13 protein-coding genes are annotated in these 12,224 nt (G+C 54.9%); 11 read left to right on the forward strand and 2 right to left on the reverse strand.

All coding sequences use genetic code 11. From position 1 onward, the window contains the following. Positions 1-36 precede the first annotated feature (36 nt). Positions 37-393 (reverse strand): hydrogenase maturation nickel metallochaperone HypA, encoded by a 357-nt coding sequence (gene hypA / locus QMN38_RS19100; RefSeq protein ID WP_101741655.1) that lies wholly within the window; start codon positions 391-393, stop codon positions 37-39. Positions 394-591: 198 nt separating this feature from the next. On the opposite strand from hypA, the gene hycA reads away from it, so the two are divergent. From hycA to hycI, 9 genes are all read left to right on the forward strand, one after another. Continuing rightward, the gene (hycA, locus tag QMN38_RS19105; protein WP_271441805.1) at positions 592-1,050 is read left to right on the forward strand and encodes a formate hydrogenlyase regulator HycA; all 459 of its coding nucleotides are present in this window, start codon (positions 592-594) and stop codon (positions 1,048-1,050) included. Positions 1,051-1,192: 142 nt separating this feature from the next. Continuing rightward, entirely contained in the window at positions 1,193-1,804 is a 612-nt protein-coding gene (gene hycB / locus QMN38_RS19110) for a formate hydrogenlyase subunit HycB (protein ID WP_271441806.1), read from the forward strand. After that, positions 1,801-3,627: a formate hydrogenlyase subunit 3 gene (gene hycC / locus QMN38_RS19115; RefSeq protein ID WP_271449790.1), complete on the forward strand. Its 1,827-nt coding sequence runs from the start codon at positions 1,801-1,803 to the stop codon at positions 3,625-3,627. The genes hycB and hycC overlap by 4 nt, the downstream gene beginning before the upstream one ends. A 2-nt stretch (positions 3,628-3,629) precedes the next feature. Next, positions 3,630-4,553, forward strand: coding sequence for a respiratory chain complex I subunit 1 family protein (locus QMN38_RS19120; RefSeq protein ID WP_202037927.1), 924 nt, complete (start codon positions 3,630-3,632; stop codon positions 4,551-4,553). A 17-nt stretch (positions 4,554-4,570) separates the two neighbouring features. Further along, the gene (gene hycE / locus QMN38_RS19125; protein ID WP_202037928.1) at positions 4,571-6,280 is read left to right on the forward strand and encodes a formate hydrogenlyase subunit HycE; all 1,710 of its coding nucleotides are present in this window, start codon (positions 4,571-4,573) and stop codon (positions 6,278-6,280) included. Between the two features lie 9 nt (positions 6,281-6,289). Further along, entirely contained in the window at positions 6,290-6,832 is a 543-nt protein-coding gene (gene hycF, locus QMN38_RS19130) for a formate hydrogenlyase subunit HycF (protein WP_271449792.1), read from the forward strand. Beyond that, positions 6,832-7,599 (forward strand): formate hydrogenlyase subunit HycG, encoded by a 768-nt coding sequence (gene hycG, locus QMN38_RS19135; RefSeq protein WP_271441809.1) that lies wholly within the window; start codon positions 6,832-6,834, stop codon positions 7,597-7,599. Before hycF ends, hycG begins: the two co-directional genes overlap by 1 nt. After that, positions 7,596-8,006, forward strand: a complete 411-nt coding sequence (locus tag QMN38_RS19140; RefSeq protein ID WP_069324564.1) for a formate hydrogenlyase maturation HycH family protein — start codon at positions 7,596-7,598, stop codon at positions 8,004-8,006. Before hycG ends, QMN38_RS19140 begins: the two co-directional genes overlap by 4 nt. After that, entirely contained in the window at positions 7,999-8,469 is a 471-nt protein-coding gene (gene hycI / locus QMN38_RS19145; protein WP_271454172.1) for a hydrogenase maturation peptidase HycI, read from the forward strand. Before QMN38_RS19140 ends, hycI begins: the two co-directional genes overlap by 8 nt. Positions 8,470-8,527: 58 nt before the next feature. Here hycI and QMN38_RS19150 read toward each other — a convergent pair whose 3' ends face one another. Continuing rightward, positions 8,528-8,767 (reverse strand): SymE family type I addiction module toxin, encoded by a 240-nt coding sequence (locus QMN38_RS19150; RefSeq protein WP_271441811.1) that lies wholly within the window; start codon positions 8,765-8,767, stop codon positions 8,528-8,530. Positions 8,768-9,185: 418 nt separating this feature from the next. Here QMN38_RS19150 and hydN point away from each other — a divergent pair, with 418 nt between their 5' ends. Together hydN and hypF are read left to right on the forward strand one after the other, a co-directional pair. After that, entirely contained in the window at positions 9,186-9,731 is a 546-nt protein-coding gene (gene hydN / locus QMN38_RS19155; protein WP_003037366.1) for an electron transport protein HydN, read from the forward strand. A gap of 139 nt (positions 9,732-9,870) precedes the next feature. Further along, positions 9,871-12,111: a carbamoyltransferase HypF gene (hypF, locus tag QMN38_RS19160; RefSeq protein WP_323605664.1), complete on the forward strand. Its 2,241-nt coding sequence runs from the start codon at positions 9,871-9,873 to the stop codon at positions 12,109-12,111. Positions 12,112-12,224: the final 113 nt, after the last annotated feature.

Consider the following 12,224-nt stretch of genomic DNA (forward strand, 5'->3'; position numbering starts at 1 on the left):
TTTGCCTTATCCGGCCTACCAGAGGTGTCACCGGAATTAGTCTTCGGCGTCGCCTATTTCAATTCTTCGAATCTGTAAGCCGTCGTCGGCCACAATTCTCAGCATATCGCTATTGCATTGCGGACATCGACGCACGCGCTGCGTCAGCAACGTGACGTATTGCTGACAAGATTCGCACCAACATTCGGCTTCTTGTTCTTCGAGGTGGAGTTTACAACCTTCTGCAAGGGTGCCACGGCATACCAGATCAAAACAAAAGGCGAGAGCGCTGGTTTCTACGCAAGAAAATGCGCCAATTTTGAGCCAGACCCCAGTTACCCGCTTTGCGCCGTGTTGGGTGGCCTGTTGTTCAATCAATTCCAGTGCCCGTTGGCAGAGGGTTATTTCGTGCATACCGCCTCCTATGAAGTTGCCGTATTAAAAGCAATAAACATGCCAGGTTGAATTTTCACGTTCGTGACAATGTCGACGATGACGAAATGACATGTCGTCATCGCACCATAAATCCATAACCATATGAAAATAAACAATATTAATTTTGGCATGAAATGTGCTTAAGGCTGTTCATCTCTGCTAAACGGGTAACCTGACATGACTATTTGGGAAATAAGCGAAAAAGCCGATTACATCGCTGAACGGCATCGTCGCCTACAGGACCAGTGGCGTATCTACTGCAACTCGCTGGTTCAGGGGATCACCCTGTCAAAAGCGCGTTTGCATCATGCGATGAGCTGCGCGCCGGACAAGGATTTGTGCTTTGTCCTTTTTGAACACTTCACTATCTACGTCACGCTGGCGGACGGCTTTAACAGCCACACCATCGAGTACTACGTTGAAACGAAAGACGGTGATGATAAGCAACTGATTGCACAGGCAGAGTTGACCCTCGACGGGCAGATCGATGAGCGCATCAGCAACCGCGATCGCGAGCAGGTGCTGGAGCACTATCTCGAAAAAATCGCCAGTGTTTACGACAGCCTGTACACCGCGGTTGAAAACAATATGCCGGTGAATTTAAGCCAGCTGGTTGAAGGACATAACCCGGCTTAAGCCTCGGGTGTTGCCCACTTGAGTCATGATGCGGTTTGCTCTGCATCACGACGGTTTAGGGAATGGGCATGTCGAAAAATGTCGAAATGACATTTCACAGACATGTTTTCGTCAAAAATGACTATCACCTGAGGAATGCCTGGTGAATCGTTTTGTAATTGCTGACTCCACTCTTTGCATTGGCTGCCACACCTGTGAGGCCGCCTGCTCAGAGACACATCGACAGCATGGCCTGCAGTCAATGCCGCGCCTGAAAGTGATGTTAAATGAAAAAGAATCTGCACCGCAGCTTTGCCACCAGTGTGAAGATGCGCCTTGTGCCACAGTTTGCCCGGTTAATGCGATTAACCGTGTCGACGGCGCCGTACAGCTGAATGAAAGCCTGTGCGTCAGCTGCAAATTGTGCGGGATCGCCTGTCCGTTCGGCGCGATTGAGTTTTCCGGTAGCCGTCCGCTGCACATCCCGGCGAACGCCAATACGCCAAAAGCGCCGCCGGCTCCGCCGGCTCCTGCGCGTGTGAGCACGCTGCTGGACTGGGTACCGGGCGTTCGTGCCATCGCGGTGAAATGCGATCTGTGTAGTTTTGACGAGCAAGGTCCGGCCTGCGTACGCATGTGCCCGACCAAAGCCCTGCACCTGGTGAGTAACATCGATATCGCACGCGCCAGTAAACGTAAGCGTGAGCTGACTTTCAATACCGATTTCGGCGATCTCACCTTGTTTCAGCAGGCTCAGAGTGGAGATGCAAAATGAGCGCAATTTCACTGATTAACAGCGGCGTAGCCTGGTTTACAGCGGCTGCGGTTCTGGCATTTCTGTTTTCATTTCATAAATCGCTGAGCGGCTGGATTGCTGGGGTTGGCGGTGCGGTAGGCAGCCTGTGTACCGCAGCCGCCGGTTTTACCGTTCTGACCAATGCGCTGGCGGTGAGCGGCGTGATGCCGTTTATTGGCCACAGTCTGCAAATTACTCCGCTGAATGCTATCTGGCTGATTACGCTGGGTCTGTGCGGCCTGTTTGTCAGCCTGTACAACATTGACTGGCATCGTCATCCGCAGGTGAAGGCTAACGGCCTGCTGGTGAATCTGCTGATGGCCGCGGCCGTGTGCGCAGTGGTTGCCAGCAACCTCGGTACGCTGGTGGTGATGGCAGAAATCATGGCGCTGTGCGCGGTGTTCCTGACTGGCTGCAGCAAAGAAGGCAAGCTGTGGTTTGCGCTGGGGCGTATCGGTACGCTGATGTTGGCGCTCGCGTGTTATCTGGTGTGGCAACGCTACGGCACCCTGGAACTGCGCCTGCTTGACCTGCGTACCCAGGAGCTGCCGCTTGGCTCCGACATCTGGCTGCTGGGTGTGGCTGGCTTTGGCTTGTTGGCAGGGATTATCCCGCTGCATGGTTGGGTGCCTCAGGCGCACGCTAACGCCAGCGCACCGGCTGCGGCATTGTTCTCTACCGTGGTCATGAAAGTCGGTTTGCTGGGTATTCTCTCCCTGTCGCTGCTGGGCGGTAACGCGCCGCTGTGGTGGGGCGTTACGCTGCTGGTGTTAGGCATGATCACCGCGTTTGTCGGTGGTTTGTATGCGCTGATGGAACATAACATCCAGCGTCTGCTGGCGTACCACACGCTGGAAAACATCGGCATTATTCTGCTGGGGCTGGGTGCTGGCGTGACCGGGATTTCCCTCAATCAACCGGCACTGATTGCGCTGGGTCTGACTGGCGGTCTGTATCATCTGGTTAACCACAGTTTGTTCAAAAGCGTCTTGTTCCTGGGCGCAGGCAGCATCTGGTTCCGTACTGGTCATCGTGATATCGAAAAACTGGGCGGGATCGGTAAACGCATGCCGGTGATTTCTCTGGCGATGCTGGTTGGGCTGATGGCGATGGCCGCACTGCCGCCGCTGAACGGCTTTGCCGGTGAGTGGGTTATCTATCAATCCTTCTTTAAGCTCGGAAACAGTGGCGCCTTTGTCGGCAGTTTGTTAGGACCGTTGCTGGCGGTCGGACTGGCGATTACCGGCGCACTGGCTGTGATGTGTATGGCGAAAGTCTATGGCGTTACGTTCCTTGGCGCTCCGCGTACAAAAGAAGCTGAAAATGCCTGCTGTGCACCCATCCTGATGGGCGTGAGCGTGGTTGCGCTGGCTATCTGCTGTGTGATTGGCGGTGTTGCTGCACCGTGGCTGCTGCCGCTTCTCTCCTCGGCTGTTCCACTGCCGCTGGAAACGGCGAATACCACCGTCTCGCAGCCAATGATCACGCTACTGCTGATTGCGTGTCCGCTGCTGCCGTTCATCATCATGGCTATTTTCAAAGGCAACCGTCTGCCGTCGCGTTCACGTGGTGCGGCATGGGTGTGTGGCTACGATCACGAGCAATCAATGGTGATCACCGCGCACGGCTTTGCTATGCCGGTGAAAGAAGCTTTTGCGCCGGTGCTTAAACTGCGTAAATGGCTGAACCCGGTCTCACTGGTTCCGGGCTGGCAGAATGCAGCTGCACCCGCGCTGTTCCGTCGCCTGGCTCTGATTGAGCTGGCGGTGCTGGTGGTGATTGTGGTTTCACGAGGAGCCTGAGAATGAGTGTTTTATATCCGTTAATTCAGGCGCTGGTACTGTTTGCCGTTGCGCCGCTGCTGTCCGGTATTACCCGCGTGGCGCGTGCGCGTTTGCACAACCGTCGCGGTCCGGGCGTGTTGCAGGAATACCGCGACATTATCAAACTGCTGGGTCGCCAGAGCATTGCGCCTGCTGATTCCAGCTGGGTTTTCCGTCTGACGCCGTTCGTGATGGTGGGCGTGATGCTGACTATCGCCACCGCGCTGCCGGTAGTGACCGTTGGTTCACCGCTGCCGCAACTGGGTGATTTGATAACCTTAATCTACCTGTTCGCCATCGCCCGTTTCTTCTTTTCTATCGCGGGTCTGGATACCGGTAGCCCGTTTACCGCCATTGGCGCTAGTCGTGAAGCGATGCTCGGCGTGCTGGTTGAACCTATCCTGCTGCTGGGTCTGTGGGTAGCGGCGCAGGTTGCAGGTTCAACGCATATCAGCAACATCGCTGACACCATTTATCACTGGCCTGCGGCTCGCAGTATCCCGCTGATTCTGGCGCTGTGCGCCTGTGCCTTCGCCACCTTTATCGAAATGGGCAAACTGCCGTTCGACCTGGCTGAAGCTGAACAGGAACTGCAGGAAGGTCCACTGACCGAATACAGCGGCAGCGGCTTTGCGGTGCTGAAGTGGGGCATTAGCCTCAAACAGTTGGTGGTTCTGCAAATGTTCGTCGGCGTATTCCTGCCGTGGGGACAGATGGAAACCTTCACCGCGGGTGGGTTGCTGCTGGCGCTGGTGATTGCCATCGTCAAGCTGGTCCTCGGCGTGCTGGTCATCGCCCTGTTCGAAAACAGCATGGCGCGTCTGCGTTTTTGCGCCACTTCACGCGTGACCTGGGCCGGTTTTGGGTTTGCGTTTTTAGCGTTCGTCTCCTTGCTGGTGGCGTGATTTAAGAGAGTTTGAGCATGTCTGAAGAAAAATTAGGTCAACACTATCTCGCCGCACTGCACCAGGCCTTTCCGGGTGTGGTGTTGGATGAAGCCTGGCAGACCAAAGATCAGCTGACAATTACCGTCAAAGTGAACTATCTGCCTGAAGTGGTGGAGTTCCTGTACTACAAACAGGGCGGTTGGTTGTCCGTACTGTTTGGTAACGACGAACGCCAGTTGTGCGGTCATTATGCCGTTTACTACGTGATGTCGATGGAGCAGGGTACCAAGTGCTGGATAACCGTCCGCGTTGAAGTCGATGCCAATAAACTGGAATTCCCATCCGTTACGCCTCGCGTACCCGCAGCGGTCTGGGGCGAGCGTGAAGTGCGTGATATGTACGGTTTGATCCCTGTGGGTCTGCCGGATGAACGTCGTCTGGTCCTGCCGGATGACTGGCCGGACGAACTTTATCCGCTGCGTAAAGACAGCATGGATTATCGTCAGCGCCCGGCACCGACTACCGATGCCGAAACCTACGAGTTCATTAACGAGCTGGGCGACAAGAAAAATAACGTGGTGCCGATTGGCCCACTGCATGTGACCTCCGATGAACCGGGGCACTTCCGTCTGTTTGTTGATGGCGAAAACATCATCGATGCCGACTACCGCCTGTTCTATGTCCACCGTGGCATGGAAAAGCTGGCAGAAACCCGTATGGGTTATAACGAAGTGACATTCCTGTCGGACCGTGTTTGTGGCATCTGTGGTTTTGCGCATAGCACCGCTTATACCACCTCCGTTGAGAATGCGATGGGTATCGTGGTGCCGGAACGTGCGCAGATGATCCGCGCCATTCTGCTGGAAGTTGAACGTCTGCACTCGCACCTGCTGAACCTCGGTCTGGCCTGTCACTTTACCGGTTTCGATTCCGGCTTCATGCAATTCTTCCGTGTGCGTGAAACGTCCATGAAGATGGCGGAAATTCTCACCGGGGCGCGTAAAACGTACGGTCTGAACCTGATTGGCGGGATCCGTCGTGACCTGCTGAAAGAGGACATGATCCAGACCCGTCAACTGGCGCAGCAAATGCGTCGTGACGTACAGGAACTGGTCGACATGCTGCTCAGCACGCCGAACATGGAACAGCGTACCGTTGGCATTGGTCGTCTGGACCCGGAAATTGCCCGTGACTTCAGTAACGTTGGCCCAATGGTTCGCGCCAGCGGCCACGCGCGTGATACCCGCGCAGACCACCCGTTCGTAGGCTACGGTCTGCTGCCGATGGAAGTCCACAGCGAGCAAGGTTGTGACGTCATTTCTCGTCTGAAAGTCCGTATCAATGAAGTCTATACCGCACTGAACATGATCGACTTTGGTTTGGATAACCTGCCAGGCGGCCCGCTGGCGGTGGAAGGCTTTACCTATATTCCTCACCGCTTCGCGCTGGGCTTTGCCGAAGCGCCACGTGGGGATGATATCCACTGGAGCATGACTGGCGACAACCAGAAACTGTATCGCTGGCGCTGCCGTGCAGCCACTTATGCTAACTGGCCGACGCTGCGTTACATGCTGCGTGGTAACACCGTTTCCGATGCTCCGCTGATTATCGGTAGCCTCGATCCTTGCTATTCCTGTACTGACCGTATGACCGTGGTCGATGTGCGTAAGAAGAAGAGCAAAGTCGTACCGTACAAAGAACTTGAGCGCTACAGCATCGAGCGTAAAAACTCGCCGCTGAAATAAGGAATCGCCATGTTTACCTTTATCAAAAAAGTCATCAAAACTGGGGCGCCGACGTCGTCGTATCCACTGGAACCGATTGCGGTCGATAAAAACTTTCGTGGTAAGCCGGAACACAATCCGCAGCAGTGCATTGGCTGCGCAGCCTGCGTTAATGCCTGTCCGTCCAATGCGCTGACGGTTGAAACCGATTTGGCCACCAATGAGTTGGCGTGGCAGTTCAATCTCGGACGCTGCATTTTCTGTGCTCGCTGCGAAGAAGTTTGCCCGACGGCGGCAATCAAGCTGTCGCAGGAGTATGAACTGGCCGTGTGGAAGAAAGAGGATTTCCTGCAGCAGTCTCGCTTTGCGCTGTGCAATTGCCGCGTCTGTAACCGCCCGTTTGCGGTACAAAAAGAGATTGATTACGCCATTGCGCTGCTGAAGCACAACGGTGACACACGTGCGGAAAATCACCGTGAAAGCTTTGAGACCTGCCCGGACTGTAAGCGCCAGAAATGTCTGGTGCCGTCTGACCGTATTGAACTGACTCGCCATATGAAAGAGGCCAGCTGATGAGCAATTTATTAGGCCCACGTGATGCCAACGGTATTCCGGTACCGATGACGGTGGATGAATCCATTGCCAGCATGAAAGCGTCGCTGCTGAAAAGCATCAAGCGTTCAGCGTATGTTTACCGTGTGGACTGCGGGGGTTGCAATGGTTGCGAAATCGAAATCTTTGCGACACTTTCCCCACTGTTTGATGCTGAACGTTTCGGTATCAAAGTCGTCCCATCACCGCGTCATGCGGATATTCTGCTGTTTACCGGTGCGGTGACCCGTGCGATGCGCTCTCCGGCACTGCGCGCCTGGCAGTCTGCGCCAGACCCGAAGATTTGTATCTCCTACGGTGCCTGCGGTAACAGCGGGGGTATTTTCCACGACCTATACTGCGTATGGGGCGGTACCGACAAAATTGTACCGGTGGACGTGTATATTCCTGGCTGTCCTCCGACGCCTGCGGCAACACTGTACGGTTTTGCGATGGCGCTTGGCCTGCTGGAGCAGAAAATTCATGCACGTGCGCCGGGCGAACTGGACGAACAACCTGCTGAAATTCTGCATCCGGATATGGTTCAACCGCTGCGCGTGAAGGTGGATCGCGAAGCGCGTCGTCTGGCAGGTTATCGCTATGGCCGCCAGATTGCTGATGACTATATGACGCAGTTAGGGCAGGGTGAGCAGCAGGTGGCGCGCTGGCTGGAGACGGAAAACGATCCGCGTCTGACTGAGATCGTTACCCATCTTAACCATGTAGTCGAAGAGGCGCGTATCCGATGAGTGAAACGGTGGTGTTCAGTCAACTGAGCCGTAAGTTTATTGATGAGAACGATGCAACGCCCGCCGAGGCGCAGCAGGTTGTCTATTACAGCCTGGCGATTGGTCACCACCTGGGGGTCATCGATTGCCTGGAGGCGGCGTTAACCTGCCCATGGGATGAGTATCTGGCGTGGATTGCTACACTTGCCGAAGGCAGCGAAGCCCGACGTAAAATGGAAGGTGTGCCAAAATACGGGGAAATCGTCATCGATTTTAACCATGTGCAGATGCTGGCGCGCGCGTTTGACGACGCACGCGCCGTGCAGACGCCGCAGCAACAGGAATGGAGCAAGCTGATGCTGAGTATGCTTCATGACATTCACCAGGAAAGCGCTATCTATCTGATGGTGAGGAGACACCGTGACTGACGTTTTATTATGTGTGGGTAACAGCATGATGGGCGATGACGGCGCGGGTCCGCTGTTGGCGGAAATGTGTGCTGCAAATCCTCAGGGCAACTGGGTTGTTATTGATGGCGGCAGCGCGCCGGAGAACGATATTGTCGCGATCCGTGAACTGCGCCCTGAGCGTCTGTTGATTGTAGATGCCACCGATATGGGGTTAAACCCCGGCGAGATCCGTATTATCGATCCTGATGATATTGCCGAAATGTTCATGATGACCACGCACAACATGCCGCTGAACTACCTGGTCGATCAGCTGAAAGATGATGTTGGTGAGGTGATTTTCCTCGGTATTCAGCCGGATATCGTCGGCTTTTACTACCCTATGACACAGCCAATCAAAGAGGCGGTTGAAACCGTGTATCAGCGATTAGCCGGGTGGAAAGGCCACGGTGGATTCTCTGAGTTAGAAGCCCCGGAAGACTAAACTGTGCCAGTGCCGGATGCATTGTGCGTCCGGCCAGTTTTGCTCCTCGTACCCTCTGCTATTCCGTTGCTTGTTCAATAATTAATCTTCCCTGCATCACTGACACCTTCACTGCCGTACCGGTAGGGAACCCGGCCTGTTCCAGCCAGTCGCCATTTAGCGTTAACGAGGCGTGTCGGCTGATGCGTAGCGTGAAACCTGTCTTACGATCTTCATGGCGTTTTCTGACATACCCCACGGTTAAACGGCGTACGGGCTTGGTGATTACCCCGGTTGTGTTGCCATTTTTATCCGACATGAACGCTTCCTTGTGCTGAATGGTTAAGACGAAAAACTACTGAATAAAATGCCAGTAAAAAAGTATGGGGGCAAACCTGAAACTGGAAGGGGGATTCCACATTGAGAATGCAATTAATGAAATGAAAGTATTTTGCGGGTAGATTTCATGGGCGATTTGCGTCGCGATTGGACGCCTTATCTTTATGCCGGGAGATGGGGTTTTTACGCCGCAAAAAGTTTCACCGGCGAGCTGATGGATCGCGACGCCATTGCTCTGTCAGTTTCACGTTGACCGCCGTCATTAGTCATCGTCACTAGTGACGATGACACCCCATATAGCACCAGCATAAAATAAAAACCCTTAGATAACAGTTAATTAAATTCTGGCACGATTTGTGTATGTTTCGGCAGATAATCTGTCATTGCTGGAGAATTTGATGAACCGTTTCATCATTGCAGACGCCAATAAATGCATTGGTTGCCGTACCTGTGAAGTGGCCTGCGTGGTATCCCATCAGGATAACCAGGACTGCGCATCGCTGACCCCTGAAACCTTTTTACCCCGCATTCACGTGATCAAAGGCGTTAATGTTTCCACGGCGACGCTGTGTCGTCAGTGTGAAGATGCGCCGTGCGCTAACGTCTGTCCGAATGGTGCAATCAGCCGTGATAAAGGCTTTGTCCATGTGATGCAGGAACGCTGCATTGGTTGTAAAACCTGCGTTGTGGCTTGCCCTTACGGTGCGATGGAAGTGGTTGTACGTCCGGTTGTGCGTAACAGCGGTGCGGGTCTGAATGTCCGTGCAGAAAAAGCCGAAGCCAATAAATGCGACCTGTGCCACCACCGCGAAGCGGGACCTGCCTGCATGGAAGTGTGCCCAACTCACGCGCTGATTTATGTGGATCGCAATAAACTCGAGCAACTGAGCGCCGAAAAACGTCGCCGTGCCGCGCTGGACTCTACCGCATCTTTGTTGTTCTGATATCTGAAAATCCGCGTAAAATACGTGCCTGATGGCGCGCAGCTTATCAGGCCTACAAGGGCGTCATGTAGGCCGTATAAGGCGAAGCCGCCATCCGGCAAACGGACATTTCAGGGATACAATACCGCGGGAATTCATCATGACAATAAACCACCACTCCGGCGTACAACTGCGTATTCGCGGCAAGGTTCAGGGCGTCGGATTTCGCCCCTTTGTCTGGCAACTGGCGCAGCGCCTGAACCTACACGGCGACGTGTGTAACGACGGTGATGGCGTGGTTGTGCGATTGCTGGAAGATCCCGCGGCGTTTATTACCCAGTTGCATCAGCACTGCCCACCGCTGGCACGTATCGATAGCGTCGAAAGTGAGCCATTTGTCTGGACGCAGCGGCCAGCTGATTTCTCGATTCGACAGAGCGCGGGCGGAACGATGAATACGCAAATTGTCCCCGATGCCGCGACCTGTCCTGAATGCCTTGTTGAAATGAACACGCCCGGCGAGCGTCGCTATCGCTATCCCTTTATCAACTGTACCCACTGTGGCCCACGTTTTACGATTATCCGCGCGATGCCGTATGACCGTCCGTTGACCGTCATGGCGTCTTTCCCGCTCTGTCCGCAGTGCGACAAAGAGTATCGCGATCCGTATGACCGTCGCTTCCACGCCCAGCCCGTTGCTTGCCCGGCATGCGGCCCGCATCTGGAATGGATCAGTACTGACGTGCGGGTTGAAAAAGAAGACGCACTGCTGGCGGCGGTGGCACAGCTGAAAGCGGGCGGCATTGTGGCCGTGAAAGGCATTGGCGGATTTCATCTGGTCTGCGATGCCCGTAACGATAATGCCGTGGCCCGACTCAGGCAGCGCAAACACCGTCCGGCTAAGCCTCTGGCGGTGATGTTGCCCGATGATAACGGATTGCCAGAGGCCGCTCGTCGTCTGCTGACAACGCCCGCCGCGCCTATCGTGTTAGTGAATAAACACGATGTGGTTGCGCTCAGTGAGGAGATTGCGCCCGGGCTGACGGAAATTGGGATAATGCTACCTGCTAATCCATTACAGCACCTGCTGTTACAGGCACTGAACTGCCCACTGGTGATGACCTCCGGCAATCTCAGCGGCAGGCCACCGGCCATTACCAACGCGCAGGCGCTGGAAGATTTACATGACATTGCCGACGGTTTCCTGCTGCACAACCGTGAAATTGTGCAGCGCATGGATGACTCCGTGGTACGTCAAAGCGGGGAAATGCTGCGCCGATCCCGGGGCTACGTGCCGGATGCGGTTGCGCTACCGCCGGGCTTTCGCGATGTGCCGCCGATGTTGTGTTTAGGCGCAGATTTAAAAAATACTTTCTGTCTGGTGCGTGGTGAGCAGGCGGTTATCAGCCAGCATTTGGGCGATCTTAGCGACGATGGTATTCAACATCAGTGGCGTGACGCGTTGCGCCTGATCCAGAATATTTATGACTTTACACCGCAGCGTATCGTCCATGACGCGCACCCTGGTTATGTTTCCAGCCAGTGGGCCAGCGAGATGAATCTGCCGACTGAAACGGTGCTGCATCATCATGCGCATGCTGCTGCGTGTCTGGCCGAGCACGGCTGGCCGCTGGACGGTGGCGATGTGATTGCCCTGACGCTAGACGGTATTGGCATGGGCGAAAACGGTGCGCTGTGGGGCGGCGAGTGTTTGCGGGTCAATTATCGTGAATGCGAACACCTCGGAGGCTTACCTGCCGTGGCACTGGCCGGCGGCGATCTGGCGGCAAAACAGCCGTGGCGCAATCTGTTGGCGCAGTGCCTGCGTTTTGTTCCTGACTGGCAGCGTTACCCGGAAACGTCAGCGCTGCAACAGCAAAACTGGCCGGTGCTGGCTCGCGCGATCGAGCGAGGAATCAATACTCCGCAGGCCTCATCGTGCGGACGGTTGTTTGATGCCGTTGCAGCCGCACTCCAGTGCGCGCCGGAATCGCTGAGTTACGAGGGCGAAGCGGCCTGTGCCCTGGAGTCGATGGCATCGCAATGTGCTGGCGTTGATCATCCTGTCACGGTGCCGCTTGATGGTAATCATCTGGACTTAGCGGCTTTTTGGCACCAATGGCTGAACTGGCAGGCCAAATCGACAGAAAGAGCGTGGGCGTTTCACGATGCGCTGGCGCGTGGGTTTGCCACTCTGATGCGGGAACAGGCTGAAGCGCGCAGGATTAAGACGTTAGTATTCAGCGGCGGTGTAATGCATAACCGTTTATTGTCAACCCGACTGGCATTTTACCTGGCCGATTTTACGTTATTGTTCCCGCAGCGTTTACCGGCGGGCGACGGTGGATTGTCATTGGGACAGGGTGTGATTGCCGCCGCGCGAGCGTTGGGGCAAAAATAAAAAAAGCCCCGGGACTGGCGGGGCAAGAAAAACATGTCGGGGCATACCGACAAGTGGCAACGCACATCCATGTGCGTGAGGTTAATAAATCAGTAGCCGCGTTGCTGGATAAG

It is taken from the genome of Citrobacter sp. R-1.5.2, assembly GCF_035064245.1.
Lineage (GTDB): Bacteria > Pseudomonadota > Gammaproteobacteria > Enterobacterales > Enterobacteriaceae > Citrobacter.